The organism is Natrinema versiforme JCM 10478 (assembly GCF_000337195.1).
GTDB classification, from domain to species: domain Archaea; phylum Halobacteriota; class Halobacteria; order Halobacteriales; family Natrialbaceae; genus Natrinema; species Natrinema versiforme.
Window position 1 is genome coordinate 22,760 of the sequence record NZ_AOID01000021.1, and the last position, 14,781, is coordinate 37,540.

The 14,781-nt window shown below is 66.9% G+C and carries 16 protein-coding genes; 4 read left to right on the plus strand and 12 right to left on the minus strand.

All coding sequences use genetic code 11. From position 1 onward, the window contains the following. Positions 1–59: 59 nt before the first annotated feature. Positions 60–560 carry a metallophosphoesterase family protein gene (locus C489_RS06235; protein WP_006430326.1) on the minus strand — a complete coding sequence of 167 codons (501 nt, stop codon included), beginning with the start codon at positions 558–560 and terminating at the stop codon, positions 60–62. A gap of 61 nt (positions 561–621) precedes the next feature. Between C489_RS06235 and C489_RS06240 the strand changes: the two genes are divergently transcribed. Both C489_RS06240 and ddh read left to right on the plus strand, forming a co-directional pair. After that, positions 622–2,031 (plus strand): NUDIX domain-containing protein, encoded by a 1,410-nt coding sequence (locus tag C489_RS06240; protein WP_049890657.1) that lies wholly within the window; start codon positions 622–624, stop codon positions 2,029–2,031. Between the two features lie 147 nt (positions 2,032–2,178). Continuing rightward, complete coding sequence (gene ddh / locus C489_RS06245) at positions 2,179–3,108, plus strand: D-2-hydroxyacid dehydrogenase (protein ID WP_006430328.1); 930 nt, start codon at positions 2,179–2,181, stop codon at positions 3,106–3,108. Between the two features lie 249 nt (positions 3,109–3,357). On the opposite strand, the gene engB is transcribed toward ddh, so the two are convergent. Further along, positions 3,358–3,981: a GTP-binding protein EngB gene (engB, locus tag C489_RS06250; RefSeq protein WP_006430329.1), complete on the minus strand. Its 624-nt coding sequence runs from the start codon at positions 3,979–3,981 to the stop codon at positions 3,358–3,360. A 143-nt stretch (positions 3,982–4,124) separates the two neighbouring features. On the opposite strand from engB, the gene C489_RS06255 reads away from it, so the two are divergent. Then, the gene (locus C489_RS06255) at positions 4,125–5,423 is read left to right on the plus strand and encodes a TIGR00341 family protein (RefSeq protein ID WP_006430330.1); all 1,299 of its coding nucleotides are present in this window, start codon (positions 4,125–4,127) and stop codon (positions 5,421–5,423) included. A gap of 101 nt (positions 5,424–5,524) precedes the next feature. On the opposite strand, the gene C489_RS06260 is transcribed toward C489_RS06255, so the two are convergent. Both C489_RS06260 and C489_RS06265 read right to left on the minus strand, forming a co-directional pair. Then, the gene (locus C489_RS06260) at positions 5,525–5,836 is read right to left on the minus strand and encodes a hypothetical protein (protein ID WP_006430331.1); all 312 of its coding nucleotides are present in this window, start codon (positions 5,834–5,836) and stop codon (positions 5,525–5,527) included. Between the two features lie 15 nt (positions 5,837–5,851). Then, positions 5,852–6,835 (minus strand): NOG1 family protein, encoded by a 984-nt coding sequence (locus C489_RS06265; RefSeq protein ID WP_006430332.1) that lies wholly within the window; start codon positions 6,833–6,835, stop codon positions 5,852–5,854. A gap of 137 nt (positions 6,836–6,972) precedes the next feature. On the opposite strand from C489_RS06265, the gene C489_RS06270 reads away from it, so the two are divergent. After that, on the plus strand, positions 6,973–7,344 hold the full coding sequence (locus C489_RS06270; RefSeq protein ID WP_006430333.1) for a DUF5518 domain-containing protein: 372 nt from the start codon (positions 6,973–6,975) through the stop codon (positions 7,342–7,344). Between the two features lie 29 nt (positions 7,345–7,373). Here the strand turns inward: C489_RS06270 and C489_RS06275 are convergent, their stop codons facing one another. From C489_RS06275 to C489_RS06310, 8 genes are all read right to left on the minus strand, one after another. After that, the gene (locus C489_RS06275; protein WP_006430334.1) at positions 7,374–7,721 is read right to left on the minus strand and encodes a four-helix bundle copper-binding protein; all 348 of its coding nucleotides are present in this window, start codon (positions 7,719–7,721) and stop codon (positions 7,374–7,376) included. A 132-nt stretch (positions 7,722–7,853) separates the two neighbouring features. Beyond that, positions 7,854–8,138 carry a phosphoribosyl-ATP diphosphatase gene (hisE, locus tag C489_RS06280; RefSeq protein WP_006430335.1) on the minus strand — a complete coding sequence of 95 codons (285 nt, stop codon included), beginning with the start codon at positions 8,136–8,138 and terminating at the stop codon, positions 7,854–7,856. Continuing rightward, complete coding sequence (locus C489_RS06285) at positions 8,139–8,606, minus strand: bifunctional nuclease family protein (RefSeq protein WP_006430336.1); 468 nt, start codon at positions 8,604–8,606, stop codon at positions 8,139–8,141. 166 nt (positions 8,607–8,772) lie between these two features. Then, positions 8,773–9,111 carry a HalOD1 output domain-containing protein gene (locus C489_RS06290; RefSeq protein ID WP_006430337.1) on the minus strand — a complete coding sequence of 113 codons (339 nt, stop codon included), beginning with the start codon at positions 9,109–9,111 and terminating at the stop codon, positions 8,773–8,775. Positions 9,112–9,154: 43 nt separating this feature from the next. Continuing rightward, positions 9,155–10,312, minus strand: a complete 1,158-nt coding sequence (locus tag C489_RS06295) for a helix-turn-helix domain-containing protein (RefSeq protein WP_006430338.1) — start codon at positions 10,310–10,312, stop codon at positions 9,155–9,157. A 160-nt stretch (positions 10,313–10,472) separates the two neighbouring features. Further along, positions 10,473–11,453 carry an acetamidase/formamidase family protein gene (locus tag C489_RS06300; protein WP_006430339.1) on the minus strand — a complete coding sequence of 327 codons (981 nt, stop codon included), beginning with the start codon at positions 11,451–11,453 and terminating at the stop codon, positions 10,473–10,475. Positions 11,454–11,547: 94 nt separating this feature from the next. After that, entirely contained in the window at positions 11,548–12,165 is a 618-nt protein-coding gene (gene pdxT / locus C489_RS06305; RefSeq protein WP_006430340.1) for a pyridoxal 5'-phosphate synthase glutaminase subunit PdxT, read from the minus strand. A 116-nt stretch (positions 12,166–12,281) separates the two neighbouring features. After that, positions 12,282–14,384, minus strand: a complete 2,103-nt coding sequence (locus tag C489_RS06310; RefSeq protein ID WP_006430341.1) for a PAS domain S-box protein — start codon at positions 14,382–14,384, stop codon at positions 12,282–12,284. Positions 14,385–14,781 lie beyond the last annotated feature (397 nt).

A 14,781-nucleotide genomic window follows, 5' to 3' on the forward strand; every position in this document is an offset into this window, starting at 1 on the left:
CGACGGGCTGCGGGCAACAGTCGCTGATCGCTGGCGGTCGACGGCGGCGATCGACGGGCTCACTCGCTTTGCAGTTCGACCGTTAGTTCCCCGTCCTCGACGGTCGCGACGTACATCGTCGCTCGATCGACGGGGGCCGCGCCGGTCGCGCTGCCGGGATTGAGTAGCCGAATCCCGTCGACAGTTGTGTCGACAACCTCGTGGGTGTGGCCGGCGACGGCGACCGGCTCGGCCACCGCCGTTTCGGCTCGAGCGGTCTCGATGACTCGCTGCTGCCAGCCGGTCGGCGAGCCGGCTCCGTGAGTTACGGCGAAGGTCACGCCGCCGATTTCGAGGGTTGCGGCGCGGGGTGCGTCGATCGTCGGCGGGTCCGTGTTCCCGCGGACGGCGGTCAGGTTCCGGTTCGCGAGGGCGGCGATCCGATCGGAGGCCTGCCGAGAGTCGAAATCGCCCGCGTGAATCGTGTGGTCGGCTCGCTCGAGTTCGTCGACGACCCACTCGGGGAGCGCGCTCTCGCGGGAGGGAATATGCGTGTCGGCGATGATCGCGATCCGTTGCATGGGCGGGGGTACGGCGGCCGGACCCGAAAACGATTCCCTCCACGCGGTCGTGGCTCCGCGTATGAGCGATTCATCGTCGGAGCGCGACGAGAGCGGTGACGAGGCGACCGCGAGCCACGTCGTCACCGCCTTCCTCCGCAACCGCGGGGAGATCCTGTTATTGTGCCGGAGCGATGCGGTCGGCACCTACCCGGGCCAGTGGGGCGGCGTCTCCGGGTTCGCCGAAGGCCGGCCGGACGAGCAGGTCCGCGTCGAAATCCGCGAGGAAACGGGTCTCGAGGACGACGCCGTCTCGCTCGCCCGTTCCGGACGACGGGTCGAATTCACGGATTCGGACCTCGAGCGCGAGTGGGTCGTCCACCCATATCTGTTCGACTGCGAGTACCGCGAAATCGACCTGAGTGAGGAACACGACGCCCTCGAGTGGGTCTCGCCGACCGAGACGCTCGAAGGCGTGGGTGACGGCCGCGAGACGGTCCCCGAACTGTGGACCGCCTACGAGCGCGTGGCTCCCACCGTCCGCTCGATCGCGGCCGACGACGAACACGGAGCCGCATACCTGTCCGTGCGCGCGCTCGAAGTGCTTCGCGACCGAGCGGGCCTGCTCGTCGCCGAGCGCCAGGACTTCGGTCCAGATCCCGACGGCGAGTGGGACGAACTCGCCGAACTCGCGGGCCGGTTGCTCGAGGCCCGGCCGTCGATGGCCGTCCTCCGGAATCGAGTGAATCGGACGATGGCCGAGGCGGGCGATACGGCTCGGGACGCCGAACAGACCGGTGCGCCGGCCATCCTCGAGTCGGCGCTCTCGAATATCGACCGCGCGTTGGCTGCCGACGCGGACGCCGCGGCGACCGCGAGCGAGCGCCTCGGGGGCACCATTGCGACGCTCTCGCGGTCGGGCACCGTCCTCGAGGCGCTCGAGACGGCCGATCCCTCCCGCGTCTTCGTCGCCGAATCGCGGCCGGCCCGCGAGGGTATCGGTGTCGCAGAAGAACTGGCCGGAGAGATCGGCGGCACCGTCGCGGTCCACACCGACGCGGCGGTCGCGCACATGCTCGCGAGCGAGGACATCGACTGCATCGCGGTCGGCGCGGACACCGTCCTCCCCGACGGCTCCGTCGTGAACAAGACCGGGACGCGGGCGCTGGCCGTCGCCGCCGAGCGAGAGGGGATCCCGGTCTCCGTCGTCGCGGCGACGGACAAGGTCTCGACCCGCGAGGAAATCAATCTCGAGTCCGGCGACCAAACCGCGGTCTACGACGGTGACGCGTCGATCGACGTGCTGAACCCGACTTTCGACGTGACGCCCGCCGAGTGCATCGACGAGGTGGTGACCGAACGCGGCGCGCTCGAGTCCGGGGAGATCACGGCTGTCGCCGAAGAACTGCGGGACCTCGAGGCGTGGCAGACATCGGGCGACGAGCCAGCGACCGGTCGCGAAACGACAGACCGAAACCCCTCGAGGGAGTAACCGACTCCGGCGGCCGTGACGAAGAGTTACCCCCACCGAGCCCCGTGTGACGAGGGATTTCCCCGAGCCGCCACCTCATTCATACGTACCCCGATACGACTTCCGGGGGTGCAAACTTTCAACCCAGATTCGCGCGTAACGACGCCCATGGCATTCGAACTCGAGCGACTCGGCGTCCACGAGTCAGTCGAGGCGGTGTTTCCGCCGGCCGAACTAGCGGACTATCTCATCGACCTCCCAGTCGAAGTCGCGGTGATCGGCGACGACGAGATCTCGTCCTGCGACGCGGTCGTCACTCTCGAACACCGCGAGGCATTCCTCGACCTGAATTGGGTTCACTCGATTCAGGCGGGGGTCGACCGGTTCCCCTTCGACGCGTTCGAGGACGAGGGCGTGGTTCTCACGAACAGTACGGGGATTCACGACCGGACCGTCGGCGAGACGGTCGCGGGCTACCTGCTGATGTTCGCCCGGCGGTTGCACGACCACGTCGCGAACCAACAGGAGCGCCGCTGGGAGCGCCCCGAGTGGGACGACGCCTTCACTCTCCCGGGGTCGACGGCCTGCGTCGTCGGCACCGGCACCCTCGGCCGCGGCGTCGCGAAGACTCTCAGCGCGCTCGGCGTCCGTGTAACCGGCGTCCGCCGCTCGGGCGATCCGGTTCCCGGATTCGACGAGATCTACACGAACGACCGGCTGCTCGAGGCGATCGAAGACGCCGAGTTCGTGATCGTCACCGTGCCGCTGACCGAGGAGACGCGCCACCTCTTCGACGCCGAGGCGTTCGACGCGATGCGCGACGACGCCTACTTCGTCAACGTCTCCCGCGGATCGGTCGTCGACGAACCGGCACTGATCGACGCGCTCGAGACCGACACGCTCGCTGGTGCAGCCGTGGATGTCTTCGAGGAAGAGCCGCTGCCCGAGGACTCGCCGCTGTGGGGGATGGACGAGGTAATCATCTCGCCCCACTGTGCGGCCTACACGCGGGACTACTTCCGGGACACGGGCGATATCGTCCGCGAGAACGTCAACCGACTCGCGGACGGCGAGGCGTTCCACAACCGCGTGGTCTGATGATGGATCTGTCGTAAAATGGCCGAGAGCGCGGCTCAAGCGACTGCGAGAGTCGCGCGATCCGGGGAAGGGCAGGCACTTACCCGACACTCACCGCGAGCGACCGAAGGGAGCGAGCGGGCCGACGACTGATGTGAGTGACTGAAAGGAACGAACGGAAGGAGGAGTGCTTTTGATCGAAATTTTGCCGAGGGACATCGCGCTGTGCGGCGAAGCCGCCAGCGCGATAGACCGCAGAGCAAAATTTCGTTAGAAGAATTTGAATAAGTCATCTCGATTTTGCTCGTGCAGCTGACTCCGGACGGCTTCGTTTAGCGGCTCGAGTTGGCCCTTTTTCGCGCTGATGGGGGCGATGGTGTCTTGCCACTGTTTCCACGGCGGATAGAGACCGAGGCGGTCACAGAGGGCGTCGAGGCGCTCGTCTTCGTCGTCGACCTTGTCCATCTTGTTGACGGCGACGACCGTGGGGATGTCGAGTTCGCGCAGGAAGTGGAACATCTCCACGTCGTAGGGGATCTCGTCGGGGCCGGAGTGGCGGTCGATGATGTCGATGACGCTCTTGCCGTCGACGACGAGGACGGCGACGAGGACGTTGTCGGCGTACTCCTCGAGGTAGTGGACGATCTCGGTTTTGATCTCCTCGCGGAGGTCCTCGTCGACGCCGCTCATGAAGCCAAAACCGGGGAGGTCAGTGATGACGAAGTCCTCGGGAGCCCAGTCGTAGTGGTTCGGCGAGCGGGTGACGCCGGGTTTGCCGCCGGTGTCGAAGCTGTGGCCGGTCAGCTCGCGCATCAGCGTGGACTTGCCCACGTTCGAGCGGCCGACGAGGGCGACTTCGGCCTCCCGATTGGGGCGCGTATCGAAATCGATCATACCCGACCGTAGGGCGGACCGACCTTTATACGCATTGTAACGGGAATCGACTGGGCGATCAGTGCCCGCTCGAGGCGGAATCGACCGCCTGCGCGGGACCGAATGCCCCGGAGTTATGATCCCGGGGAATTTCACAGTCACATGTGCGGCTCGTACAGCTGACGGTACCGACGGGCAAGCGAGAGACGATCCTCGACACCCTCGACGAGCGGGAGATCGACTACGTCGTGACCGACGAGACCAGCAGTCGGAAATACACCGCGGTCGTCTACTTCCCCCTGCCGGATGCGGCCGTCGAACCGGTGCTCGACGAGGTACAGAACGCGGGGATCGACGAGGACGCGTACACCGTCGTCGTCGACGCGGAAACGGTCATCTCCCGTCGGTTTCAGGCGCTCCGCGAGGAATACGAGGAGGGAGATGTGGGCTCGGACCGAATTTCGCGTCAGGAGCTGCAGGCGGAGGCCGACGACCTGACACCGAGCTTTCCCGTCTACGCCGTGATGACGATCATCAGCGCCGTCGTCGCGACCGCCGGGCTCCTCCTGGATTCGCCCGCGGTCGTCGTCGGGTCGATGGTGATCGCGCCGCTGATCGGCCCGGCGCTGGGGGCGAGCGTCGGGACGGTGATCGACGACGAGGAGCTGTTCGTCGAGAGTGTTACCTACCAGATTCTCGGCGTCGTCCTCGCGATCGCTGCAGCGGCGGTCTTCGCGCTGGTGGCACGGATGACGAACATCGTCCCGCCGGGTCTCGTTCTCGCGAACGTCGGCGAGATTTCGGAGCGGCTCGCACCCGACTTACTCTCGCTCGCGATCGCGCTCGGCGCGGGGATCGCGGGGGTCGTCAGCATCGCGACGGGCACCTCCGTGGCGCTCGTCGGCGTGATGATCGCGGCGGCATTGATCCCGCCGGCCGGCGTCGCGGGAATCACCCTCGCGTGGGGTCAACCGACGGCCGCGATCGGCGCGACGGTCCTCGTCCTCGTCAATCTGCTCTCGGTGAACCTCGCCGGCCTGTTGACGCTGTGGTACGCCGGCTACCGGCCGGAGAACCTGTTTTCCCTCGGCGAGACTGAACAGCGCGTTCGCCACCGGATTGTCGGACTCGTCGTTATCGTCCTCGTCTTCGCGGTGTTTCTCGGCGGGATCACCTACGCCTCCTACGAGACGGGGAACTTCGAACAGGACGCCCGCGACGAGGTCGAGCAGGTCCTCTCACAGGACCAGTACGAGCGCTACCAGTTGCTCGAGTTCGAAGTCGTGATGGACAACGACTACCCGTTCCGGAACCCCGATCGGGTGATCGTCACGATCGGCGGCCCGCCCGGCGAGACGGCACCCGAACTGGCCGACACCCTCCACGAGCGGATCAACCGCCACGCCGACGGCTCGGTCAACGTCGAGGTCAGATATGTCGAAGTCCTCGAGCGAGGAGATTAGTTTGTTCGCCATCCCGACGCGGCGAACGCGATGTTTTTCCATCGGTCCGTCGTGGGTTTGCGAACCGACTCTGACCCGTGAGAATGGCCGTTTCCAGTCCGCTAGCGCTGCAGTCGCTCGAGAAGGCTCGAGTCTTTGGAGGCGCGCTCGGAGACGGAGTCGGTCTCCGCCCCGTTGTCAGTCGTGTCACGCCGGACGCGGCCAACCACTCGTCGAAGCCACGTCTTCGGCCCGCCGATCCGGTTGAGAAGATACGTCGGGAAAGAGAGGGCGATCGCGCCGAGTGCCAGAAAGCCGAGCCCGCCGACGAGGCGGCCATCCCGGAGGAACCCGACGCCGACGACGAACATCGGCCCCGCCATCGAGAACCCCGCGGCGGTCTGGAGCAGCCACAGAATGCCGGGTCCCGTCATCGACTCGGCACCGAGTTAGCCGTCGAAGGGAAGTTCGGGCTCGTAGCCGATCGCTTCGACGGCGGCGTCGAGGACCGTCTCGACGTTCGCGCCGGTTTCGATGCTCATGGTGTAGTCGGCCGCAAGCTCTTCGGTCAGATCGCCGTCCTCGAAGCGGTCTTCCTTGTTCGCGATCGTGAGCACGGGAATCTCGTTGAACTGCGCCGAGATCGAGTCCCGGAGCTCGAGTTGCGAGCCGGTCGGGTAGCCACAGTCGCCGGTGGGGTCGACCATGACGAGCATGCAGTCGGCGAGGTGCTCGACGGCGCTGACGGCTTGGGATTCGATCTCGTTGCGCTCGGCTGGCGGGCGGTCGAGCAGCCCGGGCGTGTCGACGATCTGGTAGCGGATATGATCGCGCTCGAAGTGGCCGACACCGATGCCCTTCGTCGTGAAGGGGTAGGAGGCGGTCTCGCCGCGGGCGTTGGTGACGTCGTTGACGAACGATGATTTGCCGACGTTGGGGTAGCCGGCGACGACGATCGTCGGCTCGTCGGGGTTGATTTCGGGCAGGTCCCGCAGGTCGTTGCGCGATTCGTTGATGTACAGCAGGTGGTCGTCGACCTGTTCGACGATGTCCGCCAGTCGGGCGAACGCCTGCTTGCGGTGCTTGCGCGCGGTGTCGACGTCGGTCTTTCGCAGCCGCGGCTGGTACTCTTCGTGGATCTCGCGGGCTTTGCGGCTGGCCCACATCACTTCCGACAGCGCCTGCCGGAGCCGGTCGACGTCGACGATCGCGTCCGCCAGTTCGTAGTAGAACGGGTGGGCGTCGTACTCGAAGTCCGGCCACGCCGTCACGACGTTCTCGAGGTTGTCCGAGATGATGTTCGCCGCCGTCTGGAGCATCGACTGCTGGGCCTCGAGGCCGCCTTTGGCCTTGCCGGCCCGCGCCGCCCGCGAAAACGCTTTGTCGATCAGCTCTTCCGACGTGGGCGTTGTCGGAAGGTCTTCGAAAATCATGTCCAGCACTAGCGCCTCCGACCATAAAGGGCGTTCGTTACGCGCCGGTGTCGCGGCGAGCGGGGTCGGTCCGCGTGTCAGCTCGCGTGGCAGTTGTCCGCCGCGAGCTTATCCCCGTCGCCGTCGTCCGATCGGGTATGACAAACTGGCGCGCCGTCTTCGTCGGCTTCGTCGTCGTGACCGTCTTGGGGATCGTCGGACTCACCGTTCCGGGAATCGGTCAGCTCGCCGCGGGGCTGATCGGCGGTTTCGTCGCGGGCTACATGGCCGGCGGCTCCCTCGGCAGCGGCTTCTGGCACGGGCTGCTCGCCGGCTCCCTCGGCGGCATCATCGGCGGCCTGCTCATCGCTGTCGCCGTCGGCATCGCCGGACTCGCACTCGGCCCCGCCGGCGGCGCGATCTCCGGCGCTGCCGGGCTCGGTATCTTCGCGCTCGCCGCGACCGTCTCGCTGGTCATGGCCCTCGAGAGCGCGGTCGCCGGCGCGGTCGGCGCGGCGATGAGTGCCTGATCGGGTCGAAAAACGAGGTAGGGTAGATTTCAGGCCGAGGCCATCTCGCGGCAGCTCTCGGCGCACTTCGGCAGGATCTCCGCACAGGCCTGACAGTGCTCGTGATCGTGCTGTTCGCACTCGTCGGCACACTCCTCACAGAGGTCCGCACAGAGCTCGCCCAGCTCCCCGTGATAGCTCGAGTTGCGGGCCATGAACCGCGCGTGCAGCGAGGCGATGTCGGCCACGTCCCGACAGAGCCGGATGCAGCGAGCCATGCCTTCGCCCTCGCCCGCACAGGCGTCCGCACACCACTCGCAGACCTGCGCGGCCTCGAGGCAGTTGTCGATACACTCCTGCATGTGGTCGTCCGCGTGCTCGAGTTGTTGGACTGCCATAGCGGGTGAAGCGACACCAGTGGACGCCATCAAGCTATCACGGGCGGCTGCAAGCACCATGCGAATACAGGTCCGGCGACTGGTTTCGTGGCCACATGGGCCGCAGAGAAACAGCGTCGATTCGCAGTCGCGCTATCGCCGCGCCTCGAGCTCTGCCTCGAGATCGGCGAGGTCCATGTCCTTCATCGCGAGTAAGACGAGCAGATGGTAGACGATGTCCGCACCCTCGTGGGCGATCTCCTCGTGATCGTCGTCTTTCGCGGCCAGGACGAGTTCCGTGCTCTCCTCGCCGAGTTTCTCCAGGACCGCGTTCTCGCCTTTCTCGTGGGTAAACAGCGAGGCGGTATAGGAGTCCTCGGGCAGCGTTTCCTTCCGGTCTTCGATCACGGCGAACAACTCCTCGAGTACGTCGTCCATCTAGAGGTCACCCGACACGTTGCGGATGTCTTCGAGTTCGTCGAACTTTTCGCTGTCGTCTCGGCTGTCCGCGAAGACCTCCTCGGTCACTTCGATCGGCGCGTTCGTCCGGGCGGCAAGCGCGAGCGAATCGCTCGGCCGGGCGTCGACGACCGTCTCGCCGCGGGGCGTCTCGAGGTGGAGATCGGCGATGTAGGTGCCGCTCTGCCCGCCGTCGCGTTCTTCGATCTCGGTGACGACGATGCGCTCGATGCGGCTCCCGAGTTCCTCCATGACGTCCAACAGGAGGTCGTGGGTCAGCGGCCGGCCGATGTCTTCGGCCTCGAGGCCGCGAGCGATGCTCGTGGCCTCGTTGAAGCCGATGAAAATCGGGACCACGTCGGCTTCGCCCTCGACCGCGAGGACGACGACCGGGACCGGCCCCTGGGGAGTCCCCGCGACGCGAACGGCGTCGATAGATGCCTGCATACCCACACTGTCGGCAAGGAGGGAGAAAACATGTCCGGTCGCGAATGCATGCAGGCCCGCCGCCGGTGCGGTCGTGACCGGTTTCGGTCCTCGAGCTGGCTGTGAGACGACGAACGAAGCCTTCGAAAATCGGATCGGGACGCCGAAACCCGGGGCTCGCAGCCGGTCAGTTTTCCGGCGGTTCGACGACGACGCTGCCGTCGCTCGAGACGGTCACGTGACAGCCCTCGTAGGCGATGGTGACGTCGATCGGCTGGTCTCGGGCCGCCGTCACGAGGTCGGTGAGCGCTTCGGGATCGACCGTGTCGTAGAGCGGCGACAGTGCGGTGGGTTCGCGGTTCGTGACGGCCGCGACGGCTTCGACGATGGCGACGACGACCGTGTTCGAGCCGCCGTCGAATCGAGTGTGGTACGTGTCCGAGGTGGGGTCGTAGCCCGAGCTGTCGTCGCCGATCCCCTCAGGTGTAGCTGCAGAGATGTTGGAGTGGGCTGAGTTCTCGCTCATTGGCTTCCACTATCACAGATGTCGTGGTAAGGGATGGGACTGACTAGTCAGTCCCCGCCGCACCGGACTTCTCGAAGAGGTGCTGGAAGACGGTCCGTTCCGCCTTGCGGAGGTGCTGGTTGAACGTCTGGCGGGTGACGCCGAACCGGGCCGCCAACTCGTCGCCGGTGCTGGTCCGCGGCGTATCGAAGTAGCCGCTGAAGTACGCGGCGTCGAGGGCGGCCAGTTGTCGGTCGGTGAGCGCGTCGGCGACGACGTCGTACAGCAGTTGGGGCGAGTAGACGAGTTCCTCGGTCACCAGTTCGGCGTCGGGGTGGAACCGCCGGATTTCGTCGCCGGCCTGCTGGTGATCGACGTCGCCGGGGAGTTCGCCGCGGAACCTGACCTCGTCGGATGCGATACCGATCTCGCGGGGACGGCCGCCGAGCGCGGTGAACACGTGGGCGACCGTCTCCGATTCCGAGTGGGCTTCGATGCGGTTGTAGCCGCCGACCGAACTGAGCAACCGCGCGTCGAGGTAGTGGGGCACCTCTTCGACGGCGGTGACGAACTCGCTCGCAGTGAGGTCCGACGTTCCCATGTACTGGACCGTGGTCCCGTCCGGCAGCGAGACGACGGAATCGATGTCGATCCACGTCCGGTCGTCGTCGACCCGCAGCGACGGCGGCACCGCCGATTCGTCCGCGCGGAACTCGAGCAGTCGGACGTGGTCGCTGGTCAGGCGCGTCTCGCGCTGTTTCAACGGCGTCACGTCCTCGAACGCGACGGCGACGTACTCGACATCGCCGTCCGTATCGAACAGCGGCGCGGCGTTGCTCGAGAACCACCGCCGACTGCCGTCCGGGAGTTCGATCCAGTATTCGAACCCGAACGCGGGGTCGCCCGACTCGAAGACCCGCGTGACGGGGTGTTCGTCGATGGGAACCGGCGTTCCGTCGTCGTAGAAGAGGTCCCACTCAGACGGGTCGTAGGAGCGGCCGACGAGGTCCTCGCGCGGGAGGCCGAGCGTCGTCACGGCTCGATCGGTCGCGTGGGCGATCTCGCCCGTCGCATCGATCACGACGGCGCTGACCGGACACGCCTCGAAGAACCGTCGCGCGAGGTCCGCCGAAAGCGACTCCTGCGACTCGCTATCGTCCTCGTCCGAGTTCCGTTCGACCGGATCGCCGTCGCGAAAGCTGCCACCCGACGAATCCGTCATCGCGCTCTCGCCCGCTCGAGGGTGGGGGACGGGAGAGCCGCCTCGAGGCGATCGCTCGCCGTCTCGATGCGTTGGTCAGTCGCTCGCTCGGGGTGTCGATACCGACTCCGACTCATACACGTCGGTAGGGCTTCGACGGGTAAATGCGTACCACTGGTCGTCACGCCGACCGGCGCTGCTCGGCAGGGAAGATTCCCTCCGGCAGGTACGCGGAGACGACCCAGTTCGGCGCGTTGACGACCTCGTTGATCTTCAGATCGACGGCCACCGAGCACAGCATGTAGGCCTCGCGCCGCTCGAGGCCGCGTTCGGCCTCGAGGTGGTCGATTAGCTGCCGGACGGCATCTCTGGCGGCTTCCTGCAGGTCGTCCGCAATCCCCGTGGTCCCGTACATCGGCTCGTCCCGGCCGCTCGGGGTGAACGGCCCCGTCGTCTCGAACTGTGGCTGGTCGATCGAGAGATCCGACCGCAGGGTAAATCGGCAGGTGACGGTCATCGGTGCCTCGATTCCGGTCCCGCAGACCTCGCCGTCCCCCTGTGCGGCGTGGCCGTCGCCGACGCTGAACAGGGCGTCCTCGACCGCAACGGGGAGATACAGCGTCGAGCCGGCCGTGAGCTGTTTGATGTCCATGTTTCCGCCGACCGATCGCGGCGGGAACGTGCTGTGAGCACCGTCTTCGGCCGGCGCGACACCCATGATGCCGGGGAACGGATCGAGCGGCACCTCGATGCCGTTTGCGAAGCGACCGACGCCGTCCTCGAGGTCCCAGACGTAGAGGTCGGGTTCCGGGAACTCCTCGGCCAAGAGCCCGAGCTCCGCTTCGCTCGGAAGGATCAGCGTGACCCCCCAACCACTGTGGTCGACCGCGAGTAGCTCGACCTCGAGGACGTCGCCCGGCCGAGCGCCCTCGATCGCGACAGGGCCGGTCAGCGTGTGGACTCGGTCGATGTCGAGGTCGGCGATGTCGGCGACCGTCGAGTCGGGGCCGAACTGTCCGCCGGTCGAGTCCCTGCAGGTAATGCGGACGACATCGCCGGACTCGACCGTCTGTACCGGCTCGAGGCTGTTGTCCCACGCGCTGTGTACGGTTTCGTCACTGGCACCGATCTCGTACGCCGCGCCCTCGTATTCGTCCGACATATGTCTTCAGTACACGCCATGTGACGCAATAAAATAACCGCTCGCTACAACCGCATACTGCCCTGTCCGGCCCGCCGCTGTGCATGCAGCAGGACTACTGTGCGTCCTCGAGCGACGGCACCGAAGCGACCTCGTTCTCGAAGAACGCGAGCCCGTGAATCCGGCTGTCGGCGGTCAGTTCGGGGTGAAACGAGGTGCCGACGACGGGGCCGTCCCGGACCGCGACCGGTCGGTCGTCCCACGTCGCGAGCACCTCGGCGTCGCCGACCGAATCGATGGCCGGCGCGCGGATGAACACCGCCGGATACGGCTCCTCGAGGCCCGCGACCGCGAGGGGCGCTTCGAAGCTGTCCTTCTGCCGGCCGAACGCATTGCGCTCGACGCCCACGTCGATCAACTCGAGTTCGTCGACCCGGTCGTCGCCGGCGTCGCTCGCGGCGACGATCAGGCCGGCACAGGTCGCGAGCAGCGGTTTGCCGTCGGCGACGTGGGCGCGGATTTCGGGGGCGATCCCCTCGCTGTGCAGCAGTCGGGAGATGGTCGTCGATTCGCCGCCGGGCATCGCGAGCAGGTCGCAGTCGGGGACGATCCCGGCGTCTCGAATTTCGCGGACCGTGACCTCGCGGTCACGGGCCGCCGCGGCGCGTTCGATGGCAGCCGCGTGTTCCTCGACGTCGCCCTGGACCGCGACGACGCCCGCAGTCAGTGACATGGCCACGGCTAGGGAGGGTGCCGTCAAAAAGTTCGCGCCACGAGCCGAGCGATGGACGGTGAGTCGCCGCGGTTCCGTGGGTCGGCGCGGTCGTCTTTGGTCTCCGCGTCCCTGCGTCAGTTCCCGTCGCGCGGGCGAGCGACGCCGGTCAGTTCGAAGCGCGCGCCGCCCGCCTCGCCGGTCGTCGCCTCGAGGCCCCAGTCGTGGGCCTCGGCGACCCGCTCGACGATGCCGAGCCCGAACCCGGTTCCGTCCTCGGCCGTCGTAAAGCCGATGTCGAAGACCGCGTCGCGTTCGTCCTCGGGAATCCCCTGTCCGGTGTCGGCCACGTAGAACCCGCCCTCGCAGTCGCCGACCGTCACCGTCAGGTCGGCGCTGGTCCCGCCGTCGGGAACCCCGTGATCGAGCGCGTTCCGGAACAGGTTCTCGAGCAACTGCTGCAGCCGGTCGGGATCCGCTCGGGCCCAACACTGTCCCTCGAGGTCGAGGGCGGCGTCGCCGGTGTCGACCATCGACCACGCCTTCGTCGCGCAGTCCCGAACCGAAACCGGCTCGAGGTCGACCGTCGTCGCGCCCTGCTCGGCGAGCGACAGGAGTTCCTCGATCAACTGCTCCATCCGATCGAGGGCCTCGTCGCAGGCCTCGAGCCGAGCGTGATCGCCCTCTTGTGCGAGTTCCAGCGAGCCCTGTGCCACGTTCAACGGGTTCCGCAGGTCGTGACTGACGACGCTGGTAAACTCCTGGAGGCGATCGTTCTGGCGCTCGAGGGTTTCGCGGGACCGCTCGCGCTCGGTCTCGTAGCTGACCCATTTGGCCATGAGTTTGACCAGCGTCCGCTCGGCCTCGGTGAAGCCGTCGCCTTCCCGGGGCTCGCTCGAGGCGAAACAGAGGGTGCCCCAGATGGTGCCGTCGACGGTCACCTTCGCGCCGACGTAGCTGCCGAGTTCGAACAGTTCGTAGGCGGGGTCGCCGGTCCAGCCCTCGTCGGGCGCGTTCGCGACGGTGACCAGTTCGTGGGTCTTGATCGTCTCCCGGCAGTAGGCCTCCGCGAGCGGGCAGGACTCGCCCGCCTGAAGCAAGGTGTGATCGCCCCACGACTGGACGACCGTCTGGGTCCGCTCGTCGAGGTTGATCCGGGTGAGAAAGCCGTAGGGAAGGTCCAGCGACTCACACCCCAGCTCCAGCAGTTCGGGGATCTTCTCGTCCAACGACGCGTCGGCTCCGGTCGAGATGTCATATAAGGCCTGTAGCGCCGTGACGCTGGCCTCGAGTTCCTCCTCGGCGCGCATCCGATCGGTCACGTCGGTAAAGAAGATCGAGAGGCCGTCCGCGGAGGGGTAGGCCCGGACCTCGAACCAGCGCTCGAGGGCGGCGAAGTACTGCGTGAAACTGACCGTCGTCTGCTCGGTGAAGGCGTGCTCGAGTTCGCGCTCGAACTCGGTGCCCGCGACGGCCTCGAACGCCGTTCCCAGCGACTCTCCGAGCAGGTCCTCGCGGGGACGGTCCAGCAGTTCGGCCGCCTGCTCGTTGATATAGGTGAACTCCCAGTCGGCGTCGATCGAGACGAAGGCGTCGGCGATCCGCTCCAACGTCGCCTCGCGTTCCCGTTCGAGTCGCTTGCGATCCGTGCGGTCTCGGATGACGGCGGTAAAGAGATGGTCCCCGTCGATCGCGGCCTCGCCGAAAGAGACCCCGACGGGCACCTCGTGACCGTCGGCGTGAAGCGCATCGAGTTCGGCCCAGTTCCAGTCGAGCGTCTGCTCGCCGGTCCGCAGGAAGTGGGCGATCGTGTCCCGGTGGCTGTTCCGGTACTTGCCCGGGACGAGCGTCGAGATCCGTTCGCCGACGAGATCCGCGGCCGCGTGCCCGAACAGCGATTCGACCGCGTCGTTGGCGTACCGGATCCGTCCGTCGTCGTCGGCCGTGATCACGGCGAAGGAGGCGTTCTCGGTGAGGGCGCGAAACCGGGCGGTCGCCGCCTCGAGGTCGCGGCGTTCAGTCGCCGCGTCGACCGCGCGTTCGATTCGCATCGCGAGACGAGTCCCGTGTTCCGCGGTCGAGACGGAGACACAGCCGGTCGCACCGGCCTCGAGCGCGGCGCTGGCGGCGTCCTCGTCCCAGTCCTCGGCGATCAGGAACACGGGGAGCTGGGGATCGAGTTCGCGGACCCGCTCGAGCAGCGAACGAGCGTCGACGTCCCCGGCCGTGGACCGACTCACGAGACAGCCGAGACGCCCCGTCCGAACCCGCTCGAGTACCGCGTCTTCGTCGGGGATCGATTCGACCGTAAGGCGATCGCTCNGAGACGCCCCGTCCGAACCCGCTCGAGTACCGCGTCTTCGTCGGGGATCGATTCGACCGTAAGGCGATCGCTCGCCCGCTCGAGGGCCCGGGGGATCTCGGCCGCGGGCGGGTGGCCACCGACGTAGGCGACGGTGCTGTCGTCCGTCGTCGCGTCCGCACCGTTCGGAATCGCGGTCGGCCGGGTCATGAAAGAACCACTGAATGTATCGCGAAGAGGGCCGACGAGGTAATAAGCCGTGTGGCAGTCCCCGGCGAGCGCGGCCGCCGCGCCGGCACCGCCATGGCGGCCGCTTTTGTCGCTGCCCGTTCCCG